Source organism: Variovorax raffinosi, assembly GCF_051216615.1.
Classification (GTDB): Bacteria; Pseudomonadota; Gammaproteobacteria; order Burkholderiales; family Burkholderiaceae_C; genus Variovorax.
In genome coordinates, this window is record NZ_JBPJZR010000010.1 from 1 (window position 1) to 22,802 (window position 22,802).

General features: G+C 62.5%; 28 protein-coding genes. 5 read left to right on the forward strand and 23 right to left on the reverse strand.

Going from position 1 to position 22,802, the window contains the following annotated elements; all coding sequences use genetic code 11:
* Positions 1-257: 257 nt before the first annotated feature.
* The 3 genes from ACSFB7_RS25890 to ACSFB7_RS25900 all read right to left on the reverse strand — a co-directional run bounded on the left by ACSFB7_RS25890 (position 258) and on the right by ACSFB7_RS25900 (position 6,516).
* Positions 258-590, reverse strand: a complete 333-nt coding sequence (locus ACSFB7_RS25890; RefSeq protein WP_435475217.1) for a hypothetical protein — start codon at positions 588-590, stop codon at positions 258-260.
* A gap of 160 nt (positions 591-750) precedes the next feature.
* On the reverse strand, positions 751-5,247 hold the full coding sequence (locus ACSFB7_RS25895) for an RHS repeat-associated core domain-containing protein (RefSeq protein ID WP_435475218.1): 4,497 nt from the start codon (positions 5,245-5,247) through the stop codon (positions 751-753).
* A gap of 516 nt (positions 5,248-5,763) precedes the next feature.
* Positions 5,764-6,516 (reverse strand): trypsin-like peptidase domain-containing protein, encoded by a 753-nt coding sequence (locus ACSFB7_RS25900; protein ID WP_435475219.1) that lies wholly within the window; start codon positions 6,514-6,516, stop codon positions 5,764-5,766.
* 67 nt (positions 6,517-6,583) lie between these two features.
* On the opposite strand from ACSFB7_RS25900, the gene ACSFB7_RS25905 reads away from it, so the two are divergent.
* Positions 6,584-6,949, forward strand: coding sequence for a BRO-N domain-containing protein (locus ACSFB7_RS25905; protein WP_435475220.1), 366 nt, complete (start codon positions 6,584-6,586; stop codon positions 6,947-6,949).
* Between the two features lie 49 nt (positions 6,950-6,998).
* Here the strand turns inward: ACSFB7_RS25905 and ACSFB7_RS25910 are convergent, their stop codons facing one another.
* On the reverse strand, positions 6,999-7,415 hold the full coding sequence (locus ACSFB7_RS25910) for a hypothetical protein (RefSeq protein ID WP_435475221.1): 417 nt from the start codon (positions 7,413-7,415) through the stop codon (positions 6,999-7,001).
* A gap of 36 nt (positions 7,416-7,451) precedes the next feature.
* Between ACSFB7_RS25910 and ACSFB7_RS25915 the strand changes: the two genes are divergently transcribed.
* Complete coding sequence (locus ACSFB7_RS25915) at positions 7,452-7,673, forward strand: hypothetical protein (protein WP_435475222.1); 222 nt, start codon at positions 7,452-7,454, stop codon at positions 7,671-7,673.
* A 6-nt stretch (positions 7,674-7,679) separates the two neighbouring features.
* Here the strand turns inward: ACSFB7_RS25915 and ACSFB7_RS25920 are convergent, their stop codons facing one another.
* Positions 7,680-7,943 (reverse strand): hypothetical protein, encoded by a 264-nt coding sequence (locus ACSFB7_RS25920; RefSeq protein ID WP_435475223.1) that lies wholly within the window; start codon positions 7,941-7,943, stop codon positions 7,680-7,682.
* An 81-nt stretch (positions 7,944-8,024) separates the two neighbouring features.
* Positions 8,025-8,228 (reverse strand): DNA-binding protein, encoded by a 204-nt coding sequence (locus ACSFB7_RS25925; RefSeq protein WP_435475224.1) that lies wholly within the window; start codon positions 8,226-8,228, stop codon positions 8,025-8,027.
* A gap of 112 nt (positions 8,229-8,340) precedes the next feature.
* Between ACSFB7_RS25925 and ACSFB7_RS25930 the strand changes: the two genes are divergently transcribed.
* Positions 8,341-8,520, forward strand: coding sequence for a hypothetical protein (locus ACSFB7_RS25930; protein WP_435475225.1), 180 nt, complete (start codon positions 8,341-8,343; stop codon positions 8,518-8,520).
* Here ACSFB7_RS25930 and ACSFB7_RS25935 read toward each other — a convergent pair.
* The 17 genes from ACSFB7_RS25935 to ACSFB7_RS26015 all read right to left on the reverse strand — a co-directional run bounded on the left by ACSFB7_RS25935 (position 8,509) and on the right by ACSFB7_RS26015 (position 20,846).
* The gene (locus tag ACSFB7_RS25935; protein WP_435475226.1) at positions 8,509-10,899 is read right to left on the reverse strand and encodes a TrbL/VirB6 family protein; all 2,391 of its coding nucleotides are present in this window, start codon (positions 10,897-10,899) and stop codon (positions 8,509-8,511) included. The genes ACSFB7_RS25930 and ACSFB7_RS25935 overlap by 12 nt on opposite strands.
* Positions 10,900-13,284, reverse strand: a complete 2,385-nt coding sequence (locus ACSFB7_RS25940) for a hypothetical protein (RefSeq protein ID WP_435475227.1) — start codon at positions 13,282-13,284, stop codon at positions 10,900-10,902.
* A gap of 342 nt (positions 13,285-13,626) precedes the next feature.
* The gene (locus ACSFB7_RS25945; RefSeq protein WP_435475228.1) at positions 13,627-14,112 is read right to left on the reverse strand and encodes a hypothetical protein; all 486 of its coding nucleotides are present in this window, start codon (positions 14,110-14,112) and stop codon (positions 13,627-13,629) included.
* Complete coding sequence (locus tag ACSFB7_RS25950; protein ID WP_435475229.1) at positions 14,109-14,309, reverse strand: hypothetical protein; 201 nt, start codon at positions 14,307-14,309, stop codon at positions 14,109-14,111. Before ACSFB7_RS25950 ends, ACSFB7_RS25945 begins: the two co-directional genes overlap by 4 nt.
* Positions 14,310-14,433: 124 nt before the next feature.
* Positions 14,434-15,021, reverse strand: coding sequence for a hypothetical protein (locus tag ACSFB7_RS25955; RefSeq protein ID WP_435475230.1), 588 nt, complete (start codon positions 15,019-15,021; stop codon positions 14,434-14,436).
* A complete protein-coding gene (locus ACSFB7_RS25960) occupies positions 15,018-15,347 on the reverse strand; it encodes a helix-turn-helix domain-containing protein (protein ID WP_435475231.1) in 330 nt (109 codons plus the stop codon). The genes ACSFB7_RS25955 and ACSFB7_RS25960 overlap by 4 nt, the downstream gene beginning before the upstream one ends.
* On the reverse strand, positions 15,344-15,577 hold the full coding sequence (locus tag ACSFB7_RS25965; RefSeq protein WP_435475232.1) for a helix-turn-helix transcriptional regulator: 234 nt from the start codon (positions 15,575-15,577) through the stop codon (positions 15,344-15,346). Before ACSFB7_RS25965 ends, ACSFB7_RS25960 begins: the two co-directional genes overlap by 4 nt.
* A 355-nt stretch (positions 15,578-15,932) precedes the next feature.
* Positions 15,933-17,324 (reverse strand): hypothetical protein, encoded by a 1,392-nt coding sequence (locus tag ACSFB7_RS25970; RefSeq protein ID WP_435475233.1) that lies wholly within the window; start codon positions 17,322-17,324, stop codon positions 15,933-15,935.
* 130 nt (positions 17,325-17,454) lie between these two features.
* On the reverse strand, positions 17,455-17,811 hold the full coding sequence (locus ACSFB7_RS25975; protein WP_435475234.1) for a hypothetical protein: 357 nt from the start codon (positions 17,809-17,811) through the stop codon (positions 17,455-17,457).
* Entirely contained in the window at positions 17,804-18,064 is a 261-nt protein-coding gene (locus ACSFB7_RS25980) for a hypothetical protein (RefSeq protein ID WP_435475235.1), read from the reverse strand. Before ACSFB7_RS25980 ends, ACSFB7_RS25975 begins: the two co-directional genes overlap by 8 nt.
* Entirely contained in the window at positions 18,057-18,404 is a 348-nt protein-coding gene (locus ACSFB7_RS25985; RefSeq protein ID WP_435475236.1) for a hypothetical protein, read from the reverse strand. Before ACSFB7_RS25985 ends, ACSFB7_RS25980 begins: the two co-directional genes overlap by 8 nt.
* Complete coding sequence (locus tag ACSFB7_RS25990; protein WP_435475237.1) at positions 18,397-18,882, reverse strand: hypothetical protein; 486 nt, start codon at positions 18,880-18,882, stop codon at positions 18,397-18,399. Before ACSFB7_RS25990 ends, ACSFB7_RS25985 begins: the two co-directional genes overlap by 8 nt.
* A complete protein-coding gene (locus ACSFB7_RS25995) occupies positions 18,875-19,168 on the reverse strand; it encodes a hypothetical protein (protein WP_435475238.1) in 294 nt (97 codons plus the stop codon). Before ACSFB7_RS25995 ends, ACSFB7_RS25990 begins: the two co-directional genes overlap by 8 nt.
* The gene (locus ACSFB7_RS26000; RefSeq protein WP_435475239.1) at positions 19,161-19,514 is read right to left on the reverse strand and encodes a hypothetical protein; all 354 of its coding nucleotides are present in this window, start codon (positions 19,512-19,514) and stop codon (positions 19,161-19,163) included. The genes ACSFB7_RS25995 and ACSFB7_RS26000 overlap by 8 nt, the downstream gene beginning before the upstream one ends.
* A gap of 159 nt (positions 19,515-19,673) precedes the next feature.
* Entirely contained in the window at positions 19,674-20,237 is a 564-nt protein-coding gene (locus tag ACSFB7_RS26005) for a hypothetical protein (protein WP_435475240.1), read from the reverse strand.
* 3 nt (positions 20,238-20,240) lie between these two features.
* Positions 20,241-20,429, reverse strand: coding sequence for a hypothetical protein (locus ACSFB7_RS26010; protein ID WP_435475241.1), 189 nt, complete (start codon positions 20,427-20,429; stop codon positions 20,241-20,243).
* 57 nt (positions 20,430-20,486) lie between these two features.
* Entirely contained in the window at positions 20,487-20,846 is a 360-nt protein-coding gene (locus ACSFB7_RS26015; protein ID WP_435475242.1) for a hypothetical protein, read from the reverse strand.
* Between the two features lie 815 nt (positions 20,847-21,661).
* Here ACSFB7_RS26015 and ACSFB7_RS26020 point away from each other — a divergent pair.
* Positions 21,662-21,901, forward strand: coding sequence for a hypothetical protein (locus tag ACSFB7_RS26020; RefSeq protein ID WP_435475243.1), 240 nt, complete (start codon positions 21,662-21,664; stop codon positions 21,899-21,901).
* 450 nt (positions 21,902-22,351) lie between these two features.
* The gene (locus ACSFB7_RS26025; RefSeq protein WP_435475244.1) at positions 22,352-22,705 is read left to right on the forward strand and encodes a hypothetical protein; all 354 of its coding nucleotides are present in this window, start codon (positions 22,352-22,354) and stop codon (positions 22,703-22,705) included.
* Positions 22,706-22,802: the final 97 nt, after the last annotated feature.

Genomic DNA, 22,802 nt, shown 5'->3' on the forward strand with positions numbered 1-22,802 from the left:
CTGTACCGGCGCCGACGCACCTCTTGACCGTTTGCCATCATGTCCATCTATTCCTTCGTGGACAGGATCGTTACCGCCAGCGCCCGGGTGTTCAAGATGGGATGGCCAGCCCCTTACTTCCAGTGCGCTCGCACAGGGCAAGAAGCTGGTCGAACGCCATCCGTTTCTGACGGGGCTACTCGGATCGTCGATTGCTCGGACGCTGTTCGGTCGGTGAGAAGAGCGAGGCCCAGCGGGGAGGCTGGGCCCGAGAACAATCAAGCAGGCTCAGATTCAATCGAGCGGACAAACTCACCAATACCCTCAGCGCAAAGCCGAATGCACGATTGGTCAACCACGAAGGACCATCGTCCCTGCATAGCGGCGCCACATGCATACGTCAGTGTGCATGCAGGCTTGTCGACCGAGTAGATCAAGTTTTCATCACGACCGATAGCAAACGTGATTCGCTGCCCGCCCTTTCCCAAGAGCCCAAGCTCCAAGGTAAAGGCGCTTGGATTGACTTGCCATTCGACAAGTCGCTCACGAAGTGATTTCAAAGAAACGAGGTTGATCAAGACCTGCGGCAACGTGACGTGAAAATCAGTCACAGTGCCCGCGCTCCGGTCGCCCTGCCCACGCGGCCAAAACTCCCCACTCGCCTCGATTCCGCATACGAGCGCACCGGGTTCTTGCGAGTGCGCCACGAATGCACATCTAATCTGGGCACGGCCACTAGCGGCCGGCATGGACCAGTTTGCGGCCTCTCTGTTAACGACGTGGTCCATTATTTCCTTTGGGTTTGATGGAGTGCTCCTCGCGACTGTTCACGTTTCTTTCACCTGTGTCGTGCGGCGTCCGACCACGCGCTTCGTGGCCTCCCATGTCTCGACCGGAACCTTGATCCGGTATCGGTGAGTCAGGATCCAAGTTCCCTGTCTCCAATGCATCCCGTAGCCTGCTACGACGACCATCGACTGACTCGGGTGAGTATGGATCACCAGGCAGGAAGGGGGATGGCGTCGATAACATCCGGTCACTGATCCCCTTGCACAGGTCGCGGATCAATCCCGGTATCGTGAAATCCAAGGGTGAAATCTGCCGAGGTTGCGGCCACGAAACTCCAGGTGGCGAAATCGGTAGACCGTCAGGATCGACCAACGGCGGCGGACTAGCAACACAACCACCCGGCACGTAGCAAGTCCAGTCCTGAGCAAGTCCCCTACGGTCTGTGAAGCCGAGCGGGTTGCTCCCCACGTAGCCAAAGCGATTCCATCCACCACGCAAACCAATGGGATCGCCCTGAGGATAGCGACCGGTTCTGGGATCGTATGAGCGGAAGTAGTTGTAGAACAGCCCCGACTCCTCATCCGCATACTGCCCCGGATACCTCAGGTTGAACCTCACCTCAGAGAGGTTCGTGCTGCCCGGGTTCGGCGTCGTCTCCGGATTGGCGAAGCGGTTCCTTGCCAGCGTCGGCTTGTCTTCCCCGAACGCGCTGTAGCTCCATTGCCAGACCGCTCGCCCATCCGCGTTCGTGAGCTTGCGCGGCGTGTTCAAGTGATCGCTGTGCACCGCAAACGTGTTGCCGTTGACGATGGCTGCAATCGGCATCGGCCCATTGGCCGTGGGCAGGTAGATGTACTGGCTCTGCCCCGCACTGTTCGTGCCCCCGCTGCCCACCTCGGCGATCAATGTGCCCTGCTCGTCGTAGACATACGCATAGCCCAGTTGTTCAGCTTGGCTTGTGGTCGGGTTCCACAACTTGGTGAAGAAGGCAATCAGGCTCTGCATGAATCCCGGATCAGCCGCATTGCCCTGGCTCGGCGGATACAGCGGCTCGGTCTTGAACACCCGCTGCCCCAGTGCGTTGTGCGCGTAACGCGTGGTTGGGCTGACGTCGGTGGCACCGGTGGTCGATGCACCGAGGCGGCCTTCGGCGTCGTAGGTGTAGCTGCGCAGGCCATCGCTCACGAGGTCGCCGTTGGCGTTGTAGCCGTAGGTGACGCTGGTGTTGCTCGCGCCGTTGATGCTCTGGGTGAAGCCTGTCAGCCGGTTGCTCGCAGCGCCCACCGTGTACGTGCGGTTGGTGCTCAGTCCGTTGGCGGCCCGGGTGCTGCTGTTTCGGTTGCCGTTGGCGTCGTAGCCGAATCCTGCGGTGTTGCCCGTGGCATTGAAGTTGGTGATGCGCCCGACGTTGTTGTAGCCCACGCCCCACGTCTGCGGCGCCAGGGAGATGGTGCTGTGCGTGGGGTCGGTATCGCCGGGCTGGTACAGGTTCTGCGTCAGGCTGGTGATGCGGCCTGCAGCGTCGTAGACGTAGCTGCTGAACTCGGTGGTGGTCAGGCGGCCTGCGGTGTCATAGACCCGGCTGGCGGCCACGGCGGGGTTCGCGAAGGCCCAGGTCCATGCGGTGGGCTGGCCCAGCGGGTTCCAGGCGATGCCGGTGACGAGAGGGTTGCCGTTCCAGTTCAGACCCATAAGACGGCCAGTAGCGTCGTAGACGTGCGTGAGCGTGGCGCCGTTGGGGTAGCCGATGCTCGCCAGCGTGCCGCTGGGGTTGTAGCCGTAGCTGACCTGCTGCACGCTGCCGTTGATCAGGGTCTGCTTCTTGAGGGTGACGCGGCCGAAGGCATCGCGGGTGTATTCGGTGGTGCCGCTGCGGTCGACGATCTCGGAGAGATAGCCCTTGCTGTTGGCGTCGAGGTCGTAGCGCAGCGTGGTGGTCTTGCCGTCGGCGAAGACGAGGCTTGTGGGGCGGCCCAGTGCATCGCGGGTGATGGTCGTGGCTTGACCCAGGGCGTCGGTGATCTGGCTGGGCAGGCTCAGGTTGTCGTACTGGGTGCTGGCGCTGCCCACGTCGGCACTGGCTTCGGTGGTGGCGTTGCCTTGGGCGTCTCGGGTGTAGGCGGTGGCTACGCCCTTGAAGTCCTTGGCTTCGGTGACGGCATCGAGGGCGTTGTACTTCAGCGTGGCTGTGGCGTTGGCTGCATCGGTCACAGCCTTGACTCGGCGCAGGTTGTCGAGGCCGTACTGGGTGCTCTGGTTCTGGCCGTTGGTGGTGCGGGTCAACTCGCCGTTGGCGTCGTAGCCGAAGGAACTGGTCTGGTTCGGGCCTTCGGTCTTGGCACTCAGGCGGTTGATGTTGTTGATGGTGCGGGCGGTGTTCCACGCGACGCTGCCCGCGCTGTTCTTGATCTGCTCGGCGGTGCGGTTGCCCATGCCGTCGAGGGTGTAGGTGCCGCTCTCTCCTCGGTTGTTGCTCCAGCCTGTGAGGCGATGGGCGGCATCGTAGGTGTAGGTCAGGACGAGGCTAGTGGGCAGTGTGATCGTCTCGACGGTGCCGTAGGGCTTGTAGGTGAGCGTCGTGGTCTGGCCGCCGACGGCCTGGGTCAACAAGCGGTCGCGGGCATCGTAGGTGTAGGTGATGACGAGGCCGCTGGGAGCAGTGGTGCTGACGACGCGATTGGCGGTGTCGTAGCTGTAGCTGGTGACATGACCCAAGGCGTTGGTGGACGTCAGGACGTTGCCGAGGAGGTCATAGGTGTAGCTGGTGACTGCGCCGTTGGGCTCCGTCTGCGTGCTCACCAAGCCTTGGGCGGTGTAGGTCCACTGCCAGAGCTGGGCCTTGTTGGTGACCGTATCCGTGATGGTCTTCGACAACAAATTGCCCAACGTGTCGTAGGTGTAGGCGGTCGTGCGACCTGCTTCCGTCACAAGCACAGGCAACGCAAAGGTCGCATGCCATTGAGTGGTCACAGTCTGGGCATCGGGGGTGCCGGAGGCATACACAACATTGATTGGCAACCGACGGGTGACATCCCACGCCGTGGTGGTGGCGACGCCTTTGAAGTCGGTCTCAGAGGTGATAAGGCCGTTCGCATCTTGTACGCGAGAGGCGGCGTCAGACTCATCCTCGCCCGAGGGAGAGGATCCAGCAGTCACAGCCAACCTCCCCGCACTGTTCGCATAGCTGTAGGTTCGACTGGTTCTCAGCGGATCGACGATGGTGGCTATGCCGATAGACGGGTAGCTGACTTGATAACCCGCCACGCCGCCTGCGAGTACGCTGGATACCGCACGACCGCTACCGTCATAGGCAAAGGTCCCCCAACGTACCCCCGCTTCATCGACGATGCCGGTCAAGGCTTGAGGGAAATAGGCTTTCTCGTAGAGGAAGCTGCGGGTCTTTCCATCCGGGTAAAGAACAGAGCCCAAGCGACCGCCGCCATCGTAGGCGTAACTGATCAGGCGGCCATCGGGCCTTGTGACTGAAACGAGTTGACCGCCTCCGTTATAGGCAAAGGTCAGGGTTCGGCCGAAAGCGTTGGTTACTGAGGCTAGACGACCCGCTGTATCGTAGGTGTAGGCGCTCGTCCTTCCATTGCGTTCTGTCTTCGTCTGCAATTTTCCGCCGCCATCGAAGTTGAAGACACTATCGTCGTCAGCACGCTTGTATGCCCACCCGCCCGCTGATGTCTGGATCAGGGTGTCCGCGCTGTTGCTCGGACTCCAGGCAGAAGATCCCGCAGACAGCACAAAGCTGCGGGTATAGCCTTCAGAACTGGTGATTGCTACAGCGGTCGGTGCACCAGACGGCATAGCTGACAAATGCACAACATGGTTGTGGGACCAGACTTGGCCCAAACCGACCGACGGCGGTGAAGTTTCAATTCCCCAGGTGCTGCGATAGATACGCGACAGCGTCAGAGCGGCAGGACCGGAGTCGCTCCAATCCATCTCGTCTCTGTACTTCTCGCCCGTTGCTGGACGAATAGGGTATGGGGTCTGTTGGCCAGCAGTCGATCTCTTGCAACTTGGCGCGGGCTCAGCTCGTTCAGCGGGGAGATTGCGCTGAATGCAGAGGACACGGTTGGCAACAGGGTCGACGCCTGCGGCGGGAATTTGAGGTGTGAATGTTGGCTCACAAGCAAGGAAGCGAAGAAGCACATACATGTAATCGGGCTTGAACTGACAAGGTCTCCCGCATGTGAAATACCCCCCCGACCATAAGACTGTGCTCCAAACACCTTGTTGATCCCAGCCAAGCCCAACCTTGCTGCAATTCCCGAACTCAGTTGGGGACACCAACCGCTGCAAGGCCAATTTCTTGCATTCCACCTCTGCTTCAGCAGCGTTCGACCAAACTTGCTCGATCACCAGATGCAGTGGACTAATGGCAACTTCGCGTTTGTAGAGGAGATCCGCTCCAGCATGCGTACTCAGGAACCCAATTGCAACCAGCGCGATGAATCGAATAAATGACACGGACACGCGTATACGCCGAAGCGCAGCCAAAGACCTCATTGCACCCTCCTCATATTTTTGGTTTTCGTACCTGACCATCCACGGCAACCTTCTGGTTCGACGTGGACGATCGGTACTTCTCGGACGGTCAATCACCCCCTCAGGTGACGCGCACTGCTGCGTAGCGCACTCCGTACAAGTTGTTTCAGGATATCCGAAAGTTTGCGCTCCAATGCGGTCGGGCCGATGACATGAAGAACATCGCAGCCGAACCTCGGCCTCGCGGGCCAGCTTCAAGGCCCAGCGCCCCAAGCGGTAGAAACAGGTTCGCAGTGCGTACCTCGGTGCGCATTGCCTCATTGCGTACCGACTCGTCGGCCTTGGCCTGAATAGCTGCGGAGAGGTCACGCATCCAGCCTTCGGCCTCCGCCCGCTTGCGGATGGCGCCCTCTGAGAAACGGTGCTCTCGGGCGATCCGGCGCACGCTCTTTACGCCGGCTCGGTAGTCGGCTTCGATGGTCGGCCAGTGGGGCTGGCTTATAGCGATTTCAACAATTCAATGACCGCGGACCTTTTCCAAACGAAACCCAGATCCGACTTCTCATTTATGCGGCCGGAATAGATGCCAATGAACAACGTGCCCGAGTAGGCCAACTGAGTGGTGCCATTGGTAAGCATTGCAGGTTGCCCGACGACGTGCTTGACCACCGGCGAGCCGGATTGGCCAGGGCGCGCACGGCAATCAACAAGCAACAACGGCAGGTCGTCGAAATCTAGTGAGGGCTCGGTAGCAACAAAACCAGTCGCCCAAATCGGGTTTCGACCAGCGTACGAAATGCCGAAGGGAAAGCCGACGACACTGATCGGCATGGCCGGCGCCAACTGCTGCTCCACCGGCGCGACCTCATCGATCCCCCAGGAAAGCGTCTGGGTATTTGCGAGGTTTTTAAGTGGAAGTGCGACGAAATCCGCCCTTGGCCCAAGCGAAGGATGTTCGATCCACCGCGGTTGAGTTTGATCGGCATCGTGATACAGCGATTCGGTCCTCACCACCCAACCCGTTTTCTCTGCGTTGTGATGATGGATGTGTAGGGTATCTGGAATGCATGCGTTGGCATCGAGACACGTTCCCGTCTCGTTATGCCTGCCAGTCACGACGTGGCGATTGGTGAGAAGGAACCACTCAGCATCGTTCTTGCAATAAATAAATCCAGTGGCGGACCCAAGCGGATTTCCGAGACCTGATATCTCAACGAAGAGCGTTGCTGGCCCGACGGTTGCGATTGGCAACGTCACCCTAGTTTGGTTCGGTATGCCAGGCGACATGGGGATTGATGGTGCGTGGAGGATGCCAAGAGTGTTGGGTGCTGTCATTCGAACATGGTATCCGTCGGCATCTGCCCGTGCCGGTTGCCTCCGGCACTGCTACTTCGGTCACGGCTCGCCCCACAGGGGATCAGGTAGAGGGGCTCCCTACAACGTCGAAGGCACCAGCATCCGCGCGCTCGAAATCGATGGTGAGCCGTACTTTGTCGGCAAGGATGTCGCGGCCACTCTGGGCTACGTGAACGTAAGCGATGCCATCGCTACGCACTGCAAGGGGGTCGCCAAACGCTACCCCCTTCAAACCGGCGGCGGCGTGCAGGATGGGCGCGTGATTTCCGAGCCCGACATGCTCCGCCTGATCGTCAACAGCTCGCTGCCGGCGGCCGAGCGCTTCTAGTGTTGGGCAATCCCCCGGCGATTTGAAGCCGCTCCGGGCGCGGCCCGTCCTATCGCCCGAACGCGAACAACACTCCTCCGCTGGCCATCGCAAGCATGCGCAACTCGCGCAGGGTGAGGTCTGCGCAGAGGTCCCCGATTTCTATCTTGGCGCCGCCTCCCGGCAAGTGCGTGACGGAGATGGCTCGATCCTCCGGCGCCTCGAGCACAGCCTCAAAGATGCCGGGTGCCACGCGCCGAACGCGGCCATCCTCGATCATCCGCTTCACGTGGTCGTCGACGATGGAATAGCTCAGGCCCAGTGACTCCATGAGCACCTGGCGCGTGGCCACCCTATTGCTTTCGCTCAAGTCCACGATGGTCTGATAGATCAGCGTCCCGACGCCCCTTCGGACGCGCGGCTTGGTGACGGTCTGAGCAGGGCCGGCCATCTGGAGCGGCTGAGCGTCGGTGGTGGTCACGTTCATGCCTAGGTGTTGCTCGGTGCTGTGATAGGCAGGACGATGCGCGATCGATTCGGTGCCGTCAAAGGGCATTGGGGTGCTCCGCCGCTACAGGTTTTCTCAGGTTTTCTTGCATCGCCGATCGCATTTCGGGTCGTGCCCTTCTTCGCCGTGGAAACCGCTTTGGAAACCTTCGCCTTGGAAACCATGGATACCTGCGCGGATACCAAGGCGCTTGGATACCAGCAAGCCTGGGCCGTCACCGAGCCGCAGGCCCACTGATGGCAATCAAGAAGGGCTGCACACCTTCGCTGTCTCGGCGCGGATCTCGGCAAGCATGGGCACTACTTCCCGGTCGTACACCTGGAAACCGAGATTTGCGGTCAGCCTCCCGATGTTGATCGTCCCGTCTTCCGCAAAATTGCCGCGCCTGTGTTCCGCGATCATCAGTTCGATCCCCTTTCTGATCGAGTCCTGACGTTCGAGAAAGGGACCTTTCAGCGAAGCCGGGAGGCTCTCTTCGGTGGGAGTGCGATATTTGGCGTTGTGCATGGTGATGATCCTTGAAAAAGCACCCGGATTGAAGGCGGCTAGATGGGTGAGGTCTGACCGTCGGTGTGTGATGAGGAGCGCTCAGGCGGCGACGCCGAGCAGCCGTTTGATGTCGGCGACGGGCCAAGCGAGTCGGCCGCCCACGCGCAGCGGCGTCACTGGCCCGCCCTTGCATGCCCACAGCTGCAGGGTGGCCGGCGAGCGGCTGAGGTGGTGGGCGGCCTCCGCGGTGGGCAAAGCCGCGCGCTTCTCCTGCTCCAGCGGAACGATGCTCTTGGCGGTCATGGTGCGGGCCTCAAATGCTTGAATAAGGCTTGTCATTCTTCGCATTGGCAGCATTTCCCCAATCCCTACTGGGGGCTGTTGATGTTCCCCATCGGCCTGCTACATTCCGCCAATGGCCAGAGACCCAAAGAACTTCACCGGTGAGGACGTGCCGGCGCTGCTGGCAGAGCACGCCCGGCACAAGCGCGCCAAGGAAGACCGGAACATGCTCGCGCACGTCCTGTGGGGTGTGCTCTGCCTGATCCTCTTGGTGGTCATCATCGGAAGTTGGGTAGCCGAACTACTCCACTGACGCGCTCCTCTCCTGCAGCGGACGAAGCACATAGAAGCCGCCCCGTGGGTGGGGCATCACGGTGCCACCTGCCTCCTTTGCGGCCTTCCCCGCTCTCATCCGGTTCGTGAAGGGCTGGCTGCCATCCAGGATGGTGTCCTTACGCGGCTCAACGTTTGGCGCTTGGGCCAGAGCGCTTGCGGCAGCAGGGGTGATTGCGGGGCTCAAGGTCGACCTCTTCGCGATCGCCTCGACAACGCCGGGGCTCGTCGCCAACTTTGCTGCGCCACGCGCAAGCGTCGGCACCGCGAGCACCTTCGCGATGCCCACCGGGTTGCCTGAACCGATGGCCTTGCCAAGCTCCAGCCACCAGCCACCGAGCCCCACCTGGCGTGCGGTGCCGCTTGGGTTTGCGAACACCGTCGAGCTTTCGCGCCGCACCGCAGCCATGCGCCCCATCTGATTGATGCTCTGCTGCAGGCCCGGGAAGCCCGAGCTGGTGAAAAGCGCATTGCGCGCGGCGGGGCTCATCGCGGCCAGGTTGGTCAGGAACGTTTCCGAGCTGAAGACGCTGCCCATTTCGTCCTGAGCACTGTTCCGGGCCCGGCCGAGGCGTTGCAGCACTGCGGCGGCAACCTCTTGGCGGTTCTCCACGGGCATGCTCTTCATCAGCCGGCGAATCTGGGTGCCGCCATCTGCCAGCCCACTGGTGGCAGCACGGAAAATGTGCTCTGGCGCATCCTTGTTGATGATGCTGGAGATCTGCTCCATGCGCTCATTGGCGAGTCGCGTGAAGGTGTTCGCGCGCGTCCATGCCTGCTCGGCCTGCGGGCCGGCCGCCTTGGCCGCCTTGCCCAGGTCCTCGCTCAACGCGGCGTATACCGGCGCCCATTTGTTGCGACCGATGGGTGACAGCATGTTCGTGTCGCTCATCGTGCGGCCCACCAAGCTGCGCAATTGCTTGACCGCCTCAAATGGAAGCGCGGCGGCATCGAGGTTCGGGGGTGCAGGGTTCATCAAGCTGCTGCGCGATCCCGGAGGCGCCGACTTAGCAAGCGCGGTTTCGAGGTCTGACACGAGGGCCTTCTCCAGTGCAGACAGCTGGCCGTTCACAAACCACTTGGAAATCTCCGGCGCGCCTTCGATCGATGCATTCAATTTCTCCATCGCTGCGCGCGTGTTGCCGACCGTGACCGGTGCGTCAGGCGAGACGAAGCGGTCCAGGTTGTTGTACAGACGCTGCTGTGTCTCGCGCACGTTGTCGCGGAAGGTGGCCACGCCACGGGTGATGGCCTCGCCAGCGGTGGTCGCGTTTGCGCCCGGAGCGAGGCGCTCACCGAGATCCTGCACGCTCTGCTGCAGGGCTTGAGCTTGTTGCTCGGCCTTCTTCACCATGATGCCGTGGCCACCGATGACGTTGGTCAGTCCCGTCTCGATGCCCTGAATCGAACGGCTCTGAGTTGCTTGGCCAAGCGTCGGCGTGGTTCCGGCAGCGCCCTCGAACGTAGCGATGTTGTCGGCCATCTGCTGACGGCCGGCTTCACCGCCGCGGATAGCACCGCGCAGGCCCGCCTGGGCTGCGAAGGGCACGGCTGTCGGCGCGATGGCGCCGGCGAGCCCCGCCACGGTCTGCGCGACAGCGCCGCCGCCGGCCTCTCGGGTAGCGCCTGATGCAGCGCCGCTTACCACCTGGATGCCAGGGGCGGCAGAAAGGCCAGCACCCAGCGCGCGCGTGATGGGGCCCGCCGCCTGTGCCAGCACATTGCCGGCCCCCACTCCAGTCAGTGCCGCGCTGGCACCGCGGCTCGCGTCCTGCGCGACTCGCTCCCAGCCGTTTTCCGCGTGCCCCACGCCGGCGCCGGTCAGCAGGTTGCCCGCGGCCTGCTCAAGCGGCTGCAGCCGGAAGCCAGGCTGTTTGCCGGTCACCAACTCCGACATGGCCGGCGTGCGCTTCTCGTCGTACAGGTCGAGCGCGGCATTGACCGGCTTGGCGATGAGGTTGTCCGTGACCAGGCCAGGAAGACTGGCCACGCCCTCCACCAACCCGCGCACGCCGACGCCGACACCATGGCCGAAACGCTCCAGCGCAGAGCGCTGCGGCGCGGCCGTGGGAGCCGCCGGCAACAACGCGAACAAGTCCTCCGTGCTCATCTTCGAATAGTCCGGCTCGGCGGTGTTGCCAGCCGCGAGCGCGGCGGTGAGCGTTGGTGCAGAGGTGGTGGTGCCAATTGGACTCGTCGTCGGCGGCGTGACAGCGGCGTCAGCCGTAATGGCCGACACCGCGGGCCCCAGAGCTACGGGCGCCGGCGCGTCCGTCGGCACGGGCCCGGTGGTGCGCGGCGTGATCTGCGCAAACAGCTCATCGGTCGAGAGCTTCGAGTAGTCGATCGGATCAGTCATTCAGTACCCCATTTGCTTGAGACGTGCAGCCACAGCGGGATCGCTTACGGCGCGGCGTTGAAGTTCGGCGATCTGCGGAGGAACCACTGGTGCGGCCGGCGCAACCACCGCTGGCTTGTAGTCCTGCGGGACGACCAGCGACGGATCCGCGCTCGATTTCTTGGCGATCTCCGCGTACCGATCACGGGCAGCGCCGTATTCCGTGTCGAAGGTCCCCATCCGGGACTTCGCTTCGGTCAGGATCTGCTTCTTGACCTCGTCCGTCAGCTTGCCGCCGCCGGCGACGTAGCTGGCCCAGCCCTTCACGCGCTCCGGCATGCCCGGCGCATTGGCGACGGTCGCGTACTCGCCTTCGCGCACCACGCTGTTCGGGTCGTAGAGCTTCGCAATGCCGTACACGATGTTGATGTCCGACATGGGCGTATTGCGCTTCACCGCGTCTTCGATGCCGCGATACGAGGGCAGCGCCTGCTTGTAGTTCTTGACCTCGGGCAGGCTCTCAAACTCCTTGCGGATGGCGGTCGACACCTCGCCCGTCTTCGCGGCCTCGTCGAGCCCCTTGCCCATCAGCGCAGCCTTCTGCGCCGCTGCGGCCTTCTGCTGCGCGGGAGTCCCGCCCAGGATCAGCTCGTCCAGCTGCGCGACACGCCCCTTTCGCGCCTGCTCGGTCAGGGCCGCGGTGACTTGACGGTCATCGCGGCTGGCGTCAAGGGCGACCTTCTGCGTATCGAGCGCGAGCCGCTGTTTGTTGATGCCAAGTTCTTGCTGTTGGCGCACATCCGCCATGCGCGCTCGAGCATCGGTGCCGCGCTCGGCAAGTTGCGCGCGCTGGGTGTCGCCGGCCTCCTTGACGGTCAGCTGCGCCATCCGAGCACGGGCGTCGATCGGCGCCATTGCAGCAGCCACAGCTGCATCGTTCACCTGAGTGCCGCGGCGTGGCGACCATGAGGTGCGCGCGAGCGCGTTGCCCAGGTTCGCCTGTTCGTTGAACTGGGCGCGGCGGTCGGCCTCGGATGCGGCGTTGTCAATGATGGTCACGCCGGGCGTGGGATCGCTTGGATTGCGCCAGGTCTGCTTGTCCTTTTCGAAGGCGATGTCTCGGTTCAACTGCGAGAGTCGATCCGCAGCAGAGACGCCGCCGGACACAAACCCGACCGAGCCGGCCCCCTGGTACGACGCTGGAGCCTCTTGCACAGCCGGTGCCGCTGCAGTTGCAGGCGACGTGACAGGCGCCGCGCCAATGGCGTTGTCGATGCTCCGAACCTGAGCTTGCTCAGCCGGTACCGGAGCTGGCGCGGGGAACGGTGCCGCCGACTCGTAGCGGCCGCGCGGGATCTCGGCGACGTAAGGCTGGGGCGTCGCGGACGCTGCGGCGGCCCGGGGCGATAGGGATGCCATCTGCACGTCGGCAGCCATGTTGCTCCGTGCGTCAGCGGCCATGCCAGTGAGAGCCTGTGCGGCAGCATCTGGAGATGCGAACATCGGCAGGGGCGCCGGCTTTCGCGGGTCATCGATCTCGCCGCCGTCTGCGTAGCCCAGTACGCCACTCGCGAAGATCTGTCTGTTCGTAGAAGCGAGCTGCGCCTGTGCCCGTGGCGCTGGCGCGGGTTGGATGCGCTGACCCGCTTGACCAAGCGCGGCAAGGATTTGGTCCGCGCCGCTCGGGCGCTGCGGCCGACCGATCCAGCTGGTTTGCCCGCCCGTCTGCATGCTGTTGGGCGCAGGTGCCGCAGCCGCCGCGCTGGGCAGCGTAGACGTTGGGGATGCGGCAGGCCGCGGCGCGATGGGCGTGACTGCTGCGGGCGCGCCCGGTACCGGCGAAGCGGCCGGTGGTGCTGGCGCACGGAAAGAGTCGATGGTGCTCACGGTGCCGCCTGGGGCCTGGCCGTTGATCGAAATGTCACCCGTCACGTTGCCACCTGAGTAGGAATTGCCAACGCGGGTCACAGCACCCGGCTGGTCATCGATAAGACCACCGTCCGCCCGAGCGATCCGGCCCATCTTCTCGCGCGCCTTGTCGGTGGGCGTGTGCGTGGCGTCGACGAGCGCCTGCAGGTTCTCTTTGCCGACTGCCGCGGCCGTGTCAGCCGGCAGCATGAATTCGTCCCTCGATGCCCAGATAGGCACCGAGTCGCTGGTGGGTGTGCCAGGCCCAAGGATCGCGCCTCCTTGCTCCATGGTCTTGGCCTTGGCGTGGCTGGCTGGCATGGTCGACAGGATGAGCGCCGCGCCGATGCGTGGCGCGCGTGGGGCCTTGGGCTCAGCAGGATGACGAACCTGGCCACCATCGGCGAGGCGCTGGATCTCGGGGCGCTTGGTGCGCGCGAGTGTCGGACCAGAAAGAGTTGCCAGCATTTGCGCGGCGGGGGATCGAGTGGCGTTCATGGATTGCCTCGGTTGGTTGAAAAGTCACGCCCGGCCGCCGGCCTGGCTCGTTGGGAAAAGCGGAGTTGTGAGGGCTTGCGCATGCGGCGCGCGCAGGCGCAGGCCTCCCGGTGGGTTGGTGCACGCCGTCATGCGGTAACCTTCTCGTGAAGGGCAATAGACGGTGCGCCGCCGGCAAGCACCCGTCTGGCTCCCATCCCGATGTGGGGTACGGCTCCCGGACGGATGCACCTGATTGGCCAGCAAAGGGGTTTTGAATCCCCCTGGCCCTTCCCCGAAGGCTTCCCGAAAGCCTTCAACGAGCCCTTCACCCATGCCTTCACCAAAGGGGGCCTTGGTGCTTCAGTCATGACCGACTCCAAGGTCGAGCTGCTCCACCGGCACGGCCTTGCGCTCGTCGCGCCGCGTCACGCGTGACGACGTGTGACGCGGCGTGACCACTGCACCCGATTCATCCAGCTCGCGACAAAACTCGGTGACGAGGTCGAGCGTGGCCGCGCTGAAGGCCATCTCGTAAGTTAGGTCCGCATGCCCGTGATCGCTGCAGGTCACCAGGTAGTTATCGAGGTGATCGATGCGCTCTTGCAGCAGGCGGAGGCGGCGGCCCAGCCTATCGACCACCCGCAGCGCATCCGCTTCAGTCGCGGACATGTCGCGCACGAGCCCCAGTTTCTCGGCGACCAAGCGCAGATGGATCGGGTGCAGGTCGACCGAATAGTCCTGCTGCGAATCGGACTTGTCGGTCACGCGCACATTGCCGTTCGACATCAATTCGATTTCCACTGCCGGGATCGTCTCGACCCAGCCGCTGATGGTCTCGGTCGTCATGCCGGTACCCCAGCGCCGTAGGTCTCGCGCTCGGCCCGATACAGGGCCTCAGCCATCTCCAACAGGCGAACAGGATCCGGCAAGCTGCCGGGCCCGCCACGCTCGCCCGCGATCTCCAAACAGAACTGCAGCGCCAGCCGTTCCTGTTCAGCTGAGCAGGCGTCGAACTGCGGCTCCCATTGAACGGCGCCGGTCATGCCGTCACTCCCTTTGTGCGCTCAATCTGCAGCGCAGGGATGGCAATACTGCATAGGTGTTCGATAGTCGAAGCGGAGGCCACTTTTCGGCGCGAGCACGACAAAAGAGCCGAATTGCCAGCATTCATGCGGGTTGCGGGACCGTTGAGGGCGCTTTTCTCCGCTTCGATGATCGAAGCACAGAAGTGCTCTCGTGTTCGATAGTCGAAGCACAAAACGGCCTCTCCGCTTCGATAGTCGAAGCACTGTGCTTCGATGGTCGAACCTTCGATGTGTTTTTCATGGGCAGCGGCCGGAGCGCAGACTTGGCATGCGCGATCGACGTGAAGGCCTGCCATTCGTTCGTCGCAGGTGCGGCTTTCACATCGATCTTGGACATGTCGAAGGTCGGCTCGTCGGTGAAGCGGTAGAGGCTGCAAACCTTCCCGCCCATCGCAATGCCGCCCTGCCTGGTCTTGGCAATGAAGCCGAGCGATTCGAGCCGCTGAAGCGCGGCCGCCAGCGTCGAGCTGCTTGTGATGCCGTGGTGCGCCGTGTCGGTCAGCGTGGCACTGATGTCGCCATTGTTGGTCTTGCCCAGGCGTCGCCGGATAGCGAGGTACACCCGCACATCCGCATGCGTCAGGGCGCGCCATGCGGGCGAGTCGAGCAACGCCCAGTAGATTCGGACGTGCCCCCCGCGCGGGTCGGCCTTGGGTTTGAAGCGTGTCATGCATCAACCGCTCCTTCCGGCTCGCCGATGAGCGTGTAGCGGGCCATGCGGGCGTGCGAATACCCATCGGCCGCGTAGCCGTCGAACAGGTCGGTCGTGATCTCGTAGCCCCACCGGTGGCGAAGGCCGTGAATGCGCGCGCTAACCTGGTAGCAGCCCAGGGCACGGAGGTTATCCGTTGTCTTGGGACCACTCCGAAGGGCCGCGATGATCCGGAGCTGCTGAGCTTCCGTGCGCGTGCTCTTCTCGCTAAACTTCAGGCTCGACTGCGTTTTCTTGAGGACCCCGACGGCTGCAACCGGCGGGGTTTTCTTTTTGGAGGTCATTGCGAGACACCTCCCGCACGTTTCGCAATCCAAGCGTCGACGGCCTCGCCGTTCCATACTGTGATGGATTCGCCGAGCTTGAACGGTTTCGGGAATCCGTTGCGCCCTTCACGCACCCATCGCCAAATCGTGGCGGGGCTGACGGGCAGTAGCCCAGCTTTGCCAGTGGAGGTTGCGAGATCGGCGAGGCGGTAGAGGCGCGGCCGCTCTTGTGTGTTCGCGGTGCTCATGCCGACACCTCGAGAAGGCGGCGGATCTCGGAGACCGGCCAGGCAAGGCGACCGTGCACACGGATCGGGCGAATCGGGCCGTTGTTAAGACACGCCCAACCGCGAAGAGTCTGAGGCCGTCGGCTCAAGTAGTGGGCCGCTGCAGCGGTATCGACCGCGGGGCGTCCCTCGAATTCGAGCGGTGGATATTTTTTAGAGCCAAGACCGGCAGGGCGAGCGTTTGCGGTCGGGTGAGTTGCGGCTTCCATGGAGAACCATCCTTTAGCCTTCCGGCGTAGTTGTGATGGTTCGCTAGTGTTGACTCCCTACATTCCCTGGAGCGCTTTCCGGTTCCCTGGGGAACTGTGGGAACGGGCTAGTTGCCAGACGCCGCTGTTCGGAGCGCCTTCCATTTGTTTTGAACCGTCTTCAACGAGAGCGGTTGATTTCCTTCTCGTACAAACAGACTGCCCTTGTGCAGGCCTGTGCCTTTGTCGAAAGGTGACAAGGGTGCGTCGGCCTCCTCATGCAGCGCGGCATAGAGCGCCTTCGCGGTAGCAAACTGCCCGCTCTTGAGCATCAAGACCATGTGCGGGCCCGCAATATCCCACCATGTTCGCGAGCTGCCCCGCGACACGCCCATGCCGTCCCCGTCCGCTGCATCGAGCCCTGCACTCTGCCCCTCTGCAGGCAACTCAGTCGATTCGCGCCAAGAGACGCCACAAGCCGACAACCAGGCCGCGACATGCACCGCAGGAACCTCACCCTTTGCCAACCACCAATTCGCAAACTCGTTGGCACTTATCAGGTAGTCCACCCAAACATCGACCTGTTCCTTCCCATCGTGAATCGGGAAATGGTCTACATGCTCGAACGCTGTGCAGCGTAGATCACCATTCTTGCAAGCCGCAATTGCAGCCTTGTTAAGGTAGCTCTGACCAACAGGATCGCGGGGATACTGAAGGGAGGCAAGCCTGTGCGGCTCCAAGGCCTCGGGCCAACCGCCCTCAATCTCGTCTTCGGTGAAATTTCGTCCTACGAGTTTGGTGGCTTCGATCCAAGCCCGATCTACGATCCCTGTCCGCCGCAGGGGTAAGCCAGATCCCACGCCAGCAGACCGCAAAAGGAACTGCACGATGGCTTTTCGCCAGCGCCGATACGCCGCGCTGGCCTCTTCGGCCGCATGGGCGCTAGCAGCCTTCAAACCAGCAACGGCAGTACGCGCACGTTCGCGCCGAGCCTCGCGCTCCTCGTCGCTGATACCTTGTTCGTACAGCTTTACCCAGATGTTCTCCATCTGATTCTGGGCGCGAAGTTCGTCGGCAATGAGCTGTGCTTTCCACTCGAGATCCTTTGGCCGAGGCCCGACGATTTCTGCGGCCCGCCGATAGGCGGTGTAGGCCTCGCGTAGTGCTTGCTTCGCTCGGGTCGCCATATCGCCAAGCTCGTCGACGAGATGCGCATCGGGCCCATCTTCCCAGGGCCCGAAGTGCGCCCCGAGATGCGCTCCGACCCCGTCGACCATGAACGCAGCAAGTTCTGACGCGTCGAAGGGAAAAGGCAGGCTCGGCACCACCAACGGGTTTGGTGCATTTGGTCCGTCGACCTCGCAAGCCGGGGACCAATGGAACGGGCGGGCGTCGCTGTCTCGAAGCAACGCCTTCGGGATGCGCACCCCGTCACTTCCCACCTCAAGCAGGGGCTCGTCGGCACGCTCGAGAAGTCGGCGAAAGATCGCTTCCGCGTCTTCCCTATCAAAACGGTTCACGTGCATCCCTTCCGGTGCCCTTCGATGGGGAGCCTCTGCAGGCGGGTGAAGGACTCCCGCTCTTCGGCCTGTCGGCCTAGCTGAGGCAAATACATGGCACCCATCGGCGCAGCGATCAATAGTGCCATGCTTATGACGCACCGCCTTCACCGTCTGCGGAGCGATGCTCTTCCGGGAGCATCGATTCCCGATCGTCTGCATGGGGTCTGAGCAGGCGCTGCAGCGCTTCGTCGGCCCGCGCAGCGCTCGCGGCGCCAGCCTCTGCGGCAAGGGGCACCACCACCGCGCGCCGCACCACCGCTCGAGCCTTCAACAGCAGGTCGCTGATGTGCTCGGTGTCGGTGGCGTCAAGCCGGAACGCGCGGCCGCCTGTACGGCACTCCGGTGCTGGATAGAGCATCTCCAACACCAGGTGCAGGCCGAACAACACTGCATCACGGTGTCCGGCGGCAGCGGGCGATTCTGCGTTGACGTGGGCCTTAGCCATGGATCACCTTCGCCGCGGCCAATTCGAAATTGAGCATCGCATCTTCGAGGCGTGGCATCAGCATGAGATCCGCTTCCCCGCCAAAAGTAATGTGGTACTGCACCCGCGGACCGCACGGCTGACCATAAATCTCATGCGCCATCGTTTGCGAGCGCCAGAGCCGCCAGCGGCCGATCTGGCGCAGAAGTCCGAAGGTTGCTTGTTCCTGCGGTAGAAAGCGCCGTGTGACGGACGCGGGGGCGGTTTTAGCCATGGTCCACCTCATCCTCGAAGTGGGTGGCGTCGCGGAAGAGCACCGCGTGTGCGTCATCCATCGTGATCCCGTCGTCGGACAAGTAGCTCATGAGGACTGAATTCAGTTCCTTGATGCGGCAACCGAGCATGCGCAGCACCGCGGGCGGCGGCGCGTCTTCAAGGTTAGTCGCCATCTTCTGATCTTCCGCAAGCCGAATCAGCATGTCGGCCAACGGCTCGATGTTGTAGGTGCATTCACGCGCCATGTAAGCGGACCTTTCGCCACCCTCAACAAATCGCGTCTTCGAGGTCACCGGCGCCCGCGCGGGGCTCGACGTGGGCGATGCTGCCTTAGACATGTGCCACCGCCTTCCGCTTGGCGACGGGCTTGCCGCCCATGCTCTCGATGAATGCTGCATTGGAGGTCTTCATGTCGTCGACCAGGCTGGCAGCGCATTGCTCATATCCGCGAATGTCGCGGGTCAGCGTCGGCCTGAAATCCCAGCTTTTCACAGCGGCAGAAAGTGCACCAGCCATCGCGTCGAGGAAGCCAACGGCAGCCCCGCGGCGGCTCGGGTCCAGATTCTTTTTGGTGCTGGCCAGCACATCGGCAGCCTCTTGCAAGGCATTGCGCAGAACGGCCGTTGCGCCATCCGCGTCGAAATCCCCCTTCGAAGCAGCGTGCAGCAGTTCCCACGCTGCCTTGATGCCCGTCAGCGATCCTTCGAAGTACTCTTCGTCTGGGACATCGAACAGGTTGGCGTCCGTGAAGCCGGGCCCGTGCGTCATGAAGCTGACACCTGGGTGGAGGCGGGTGCGGATGGTGACCTCAGACATGGCTCGGCCCCTCCAAGTAGTCGCTGCCCGCGGCCTGGCCCAGTTCGTTGATCAGCTTGCCAAGCATGCCGAACAACACGCGATCCGAGCCCGAATCTTCGACTACGGTGAACAGGCGTCGCTCGATTGGAAACTTGGTGCCGCACCACGCTGCGCCAGCGTAGATTTTGTCCTGCTCGGAAATGCACTCTTCGAGAACGGAAAGCGCGTGAGCGTGAATCGTCGCGGCGGTCCGCGGCGCCGTGGCCGTGGGCGCAGTGAAAGGGGTGTGTGCGTGATCAACCATTGTTCACCTCCCGAGCCGCGATGATGGAGGTCATGTCCCAATCCATGCGCGGGCTGGGTGTAATGAAGCGGCCGGCGGCGCGGGCCCTGGCCTCGGCAACGGGGCGAGCGCTGCAGTAGTCGCGTAGCACTTCGAGCCACGCGGTGGCGTGCGCGTACTCGTTGAGGTGCTTGAGCAGATCGCGCTCGATGTTTAGCACCGACTCGCCCGTGACGAGGGAGCGAGCTGTGAGTTGCCCGGTCTCGCTGTCGATGCCGACGAGCAAGGCGCGTGCGCCTACAGGCAGCTCCCTGATGGTGATGGATTGGGGCGCGGCGGTGCGCTGCCCGATAATCTTCGTAGCCATGGTGTGCGTCCTTTCAGAGTAAGCACGTTGTGGTTAGACGGTCCTCGGTGTGCAACCACCTTGGGCCGTCGCCTTTTCTGCCTCAGATTCAAATGCGGGAAATTCCCGTATTGCCGCCCTGAGGCGCGGCGCTATTCGTTCGGTGCCGGTCCTTTGCGCTCAATGAGCATTTTTCAGCAATTCGCCAGCCTGTTCAGCCGACAGGCCCATCTTTTCGGCCAGTACCTGCTCGCGCTTGGTCAAGGTGAACTTCTTGCTGCGGATCTCAGTCTTTGGCGGCGGCGGCTCGCCAGCATCGAGAGCTTCTAAGTGCGCGTGGATAACATCGCACGCGGCTTCGCCAACGGAAGGCAAGCGCCGGAGCCCGGAGCCACCATCTGCGAGTGCCAGGCGCACCTGTTGCACCGTCCGGATGCCGGCCTCCTGCAAGCGATTTGCCACACCGAGGGGCAGGAACAATTCCGAGAGGCCCGGTCCGGCCAGCATGCCGGCCTCCTGCTGGCGGAGATCAAGCGAGCGTTGGATGGTCTCAGCGAGCGCTAGGATCTCGCGACGTACGACCGCGTGCTGAGCGGACTCGCCCAATTCGCGGAGTGCCTGTGCCACGCGGCTTAACTCTGGCATTTCCACGAGGATCTCTTCGCGCTTTTCCAAACGCGCAGTTGCCAGCCTCTCCCGACGCTCATTCACGGCAATCGTGCTGTCGGTCTTCTTCTTAGCCATGGGTCATTCCTTCGGCTCCTTCGCCTTGTCGATGCGCTCGCGCACCCAAGGGGCGCCGCCGAGGCGCTGCAGCTTCTCCTTCTGGGAAGGCTTCATTTTCACCATCACGGGCACCATCGCCTCGCCCTCTGGAAGCCGCGGCCTTCCTCGCCCTTGTGCCTCATCCGATGAGTTGGGTTTAACTTCGTTCATGGGATTTATGGTAAACCCATAAATCACTCCATGCAACCCGAAAAACCCCTGAGTTATTCAGTCCTGATCGTGTCGAACGCGATTTCGCCAAGGGTGGCTGGCAGGTGGACCGCCTCCAAGGACCTGAGCGGCACGCTCTAGCGCTGAGAGTGGTGAAATGCTTGCGACGCTCGGTATCTGCTGCGAAGGACTGCCGTCGCTTCTGCGTTCGCCGGACTGGCTTTCGATGAACGGCACGTCGAGTGCACCGCGCATGACCGCGGCCAATTGCACCTCGACGCGCAAGGAGTCGATGATGCGATCAGTCAACGCGCATTTAAGACGGATGCGGTCTATGTCGGCTTCCGTTGGTGCCCCTCCGCTCAGGGTATCCAACTCAGCGAACAAGCTTGCTCGCAGATCGGCGATGTTCTTCATCACGAAGCCCTTTCTTCAGCTTCCGGTTGATGGCGATAAGGTCGCGGACCTCTCGCGGGAGGAGGAAATGCGCACTATGGGCCTCGATCAGTCTCTTGGTCGTTTTAGAAAGCATGAGCTTTACTGCCCGCCCTCTGACGGAGGACGTGGTCCTGCCCATAAGCTGAGCAAGCTCGGTAGTCGAAATGTGAGGGTAGAGATCAACCAGCATCTCGTCTTCGCATTCCGAGTACGCGGCAAAATCGGCAGGGTAAGGCTTGCTCAACCCAAATTTGTACCGCGTAGCGGTGACGCTTCGTTCTGTTCGACCAAATAGCTCAGCCGCCTGCGAATCAGTACAGCTAGCAGCCACGGCGAGCAACAATGCTGTGTGGTTCGCCGTCCAAGGGCTTCCGCAAGGAGTCGGAGCGAAGTTGGAGCAAGACCGAGAACAAAACCTGACTAGGCGCCTGTGATCAATTTCTCGAGGTCTTTCGAACCTCTCTCCGCAGTATTCACAGACCAAAGAAAACATCGCACCACGCCAGCACTACGCTGCGCGCCGCAACGGGATCACCTCCGCCCCGGCCGACAGCTTGTCTAGATAATCAGCATCCATCGGATCTCTCCTTCGCGTCGAGCGGCTGCGAATTCGAACAACGCAGTTTGCACAGAATTGCAAACCACTATGCCAGCGGCATTTGACAAGGTGATGCAGCGCACGGGCCGAAGTCACCGCTAACGGCCCGTCGTGGCGCTGAATCATCACCTGATCGGGGAGAAGACGCCGCACCCGTTCGCCGGCCGGCAGCCATTCGTGGCACCATCGCATCACGATGCTCCAACGCCTCTCCCGCGAATGTAAGAGTGATGTGCTGCCAAACCAGCCGGCAGTGCCGCATTTCACCGTCGGACGGGTCGGTCGGACGCCCACCCTGGCGGATCCGGAATATGCGGATGCCCTCGAAGACTTCAGGCGAAAAGTAACCAGCAGCCCGGATGCGGCTCGTGCGTTTTTGCGTAAGGTCGGCATCGCCGACGAACATGGGCGCCTGACCAAGACCTACGGCGGGTGAGGTGGCGCTCTGGGCCTAATGGCCTACCCGCCAAATGCCTTCGATAGCTTGCCACCCCGCGTGAGTACGCCGCGCTTGTGGAAGTGCTCGATAGTCGCCTCACGCGTTGGGAATAGCCGGCGCTGGGCTTCTTCAATTTTCGCGTCCATCCCAGGATCGGCTAGCGTCGGCCCGACGAACCGGCCGTTGACCAGGCGACATGTTTGGGTTGAGGTGACCTTGACCATGTGCCGAATCTAGCAGGCTCGACCAATGGGGGATTTCCACCCAATGCCCGCAGGACAGCCCGCACGGTGTCGGTCCGGCCAACGCCATCGCTGCGGCCACTTATGCCCAGTCGTACCCATAGGTGCCCTCAGAAATGCTGGGTACGAATGGGCATCACTGGGCACGAATGAGGGGCGAGTGCCGATGCCGCGCGATACTGGTGGCTCACACCGAGGAGAGGGCATGAGGGAACTGCTTGAGGAGCTTCGCCGGCTTGAGGACCGGGCAAATGCGCTGTTGAAGTGGGGCGCCGATGTTGTTGGCAACCGTGCAGACGAAGAAGGCGCCAAGGCGGAATACAAATCGCTGAAGGATGGCCTCGCGAGCCGACTCAAAGAAGTCGAACGTCGGCCGCCACCTGACGCAGAGGATTGGGTCGTCGCGACGTTCAAGGCAGCGCTGCGTGCGGCGCACATCGGCATGCGCGCCCCCACGAATACGAGCCCCAAGAGCAGTAGTTGGCGCAGTTCCGTCCACGAACTGGCCGACGAGTTGAGCTACTACGCAGCTACGCTTGCAAAAGGGTTGGGTGGATAGGAATTCGGCGGGTACGAACTGCGGGCCGACCTGGTCGACCGGGTACCCTGCGGCGCAGCTGCAGCGCTGCTGGCTGGCCCGGCATGCCGTTCTCGCC

Excerpts from the sequence above, each read along its gene's own strand:
- ACSFB7_RS25910 (WP_435475221.1), bottom strand. The coding sequence starts at position 7,415 with ATGAACGTGACCACCACCGACGCTCAGCCGCTCCAGATGGCCGGCCCT.
- ACSFB7_RS25915 (WP_435475222.1), top strand. The coding sequence starts at position 7,452 with ATGCGCGATCGATTCGGTGCCGTCAAAGGGCATTGGGGTGCTCCGCCG.
- ACSFB7_RS25920 (WP_435475223.1), bottom strand. The coding sequence starts at position 7,943 with ATGCACAACGCCAAATATCGCACTCCCACCGAAGAGAGCCTCCCGGCT.
- ACSFB7_RS25925 (WP_435475224.1), bottom strand. The coding sequence starts at position 8,228 with ATGACCGCCAAGAGCATCGTTCCGCTGGAGCAGGAGAAGCGCGCGGCT.
- ACSFB7_RS25930 (WP_435475225.1), top strand. The coding sequence starts at position 8,341 with ATGGCCAGAGACCCAAAGAACTTCACCGGTGAGGACGTGCCGGCGCTG.
- ACSFB7_RS25935 (WP_435475226.1), bottom strand. The coding sequence starts at position 10,899 with ATGACTGATCCGATCGACTACTCGAAGCTCTCGACCGATGAGCTGTTT.
- ACSFB7_RS25940 (WP_435475227.1), bottom strand. The coding sequence starts at position 13,284 with ATGAACGCCACTCGATCCCCCGCCGCGCAAATGCTGGCAACTCTTTCT.
- ACSFB7_RS25945 (WP_435475228.1), bottom strand. The coding sequence starts at position 14,112 with ATGACGACCGAGACCATCAGCGGCTGGGTCGAGACGATCCCGGCAGTG.
- ACSFB7_RS25950 (WP_435475229.1), bottom strand. The coding sequence starts at position 14,309 with ATGACCGGCGCCGTTCAATGGGAGCCGCAGTTCGACGCCTGCTCAGCT.
- ACSFB7_RS25955 (WP_435475230.1), bottom strand. The coding sequence starts at position 15,021 with ATGACACGCTTCAAACCCAAGGCCGACCCGCGCGGGGGGCACGTCCGA.
- ACSFB7_RS25960 (WP_435475231.1), bottom strand. The coding sequence starts at position 15,347 with ATGACCTCCAAAAAGAAAACCCCGCCGGTTGCAGCCGTCGGGGTCCTC.
- ACSFB7_RS25965 (WP_435475232.1), bottom strand. The coding sequence starts at position 15,577 with ATGAGCACCGCGAACACACAAGAGCGGCCGCGCCTCTACCGCCTCGCC.
- ACSFB7_RS25975 (WP_435475234.1), bottom strand. The coding sequence starts at position 17,811 with ATGGCTAAGGCCCACGTCAACGCAGAATCGCCCGCTGCCGCCGGACAC.
- ACSFB7_RS25980 (WP_435475235.1), bottom strand. The coding sequence starts at position 18,064 with ATGGCTAAAACCGCCCCCGCGTCCGTCACACGGCGCTTTCTACCGCAG.
- ACSFB7_RS25985 (WP_435475236.1), bottom strand. The coding sequence starts at position 18,404 with ATGTCTAAGGCAGCATCGCCCACGTCGAGCCCCGCGCGGGCGCCGGTG.
- ACSFB7_RS25990 (WP_435475237.1), bottom strand. The coding sequence starts at position 18,882 with ATGTCTGAGGTCACCATCCGCACCCGCCTCCACCCAGGTGTCAGCTTC.
- ACSFB7_RS25995 (WP_435475238.1), bottom strand. The coding sequence starts at position 19,168 with ATGGTTGATCACGCACACACCCCTTTCACTGCGCCCACGGCCACGGCG.
- ACSFB7_RS26000 (WP_435475239.1), bottom strand. The coding sequence starts at position 19,514 with ATGGCTACGAAGATTATCGGGCAGCGCACCGCCGCGCCCCAATCCATC.
- ACSFB7_RS26005 (WP_435475240.1), bottom strand. The coding sequence starts at position 20,237 with ATGGCTAAGAAGAAGACCGACAGCACGATTGCCGTGAATGAGCGTCGG.
- ACSFB7_RS26010 (WP_435475241.1), bottom strand. The coding sequence starts at position 20,429 with ATGAACGAAGTTAAACCCAACTCATCGGATGAGGCACAAGGGCGAGGA.
- ACSFB7_RS26015 (WP_435475242.1), bottom strand. The coding sequence starts at position 20,846 with ATGAAGAACATCGCCGATCTGCGAGCAAGCTTGTTCGCTGAGTTGGAT.
- ACSFB7_RS26020 (WP_435475243.1), top strand. The coding sequence starts at position 21,662 with ATGCTCCAACGCCTCTCCCGCGAATGTAAGAGTGATGTGCTGCCAAAC.
- ACSFB7_RS26025 (WP_435475244.1), top strand. The coding sequence starts at position 22,352 with ATGAGGGAACTGCTTGAGGAGCTTCGCCGGCTTGAGGACCGGGCAAAT.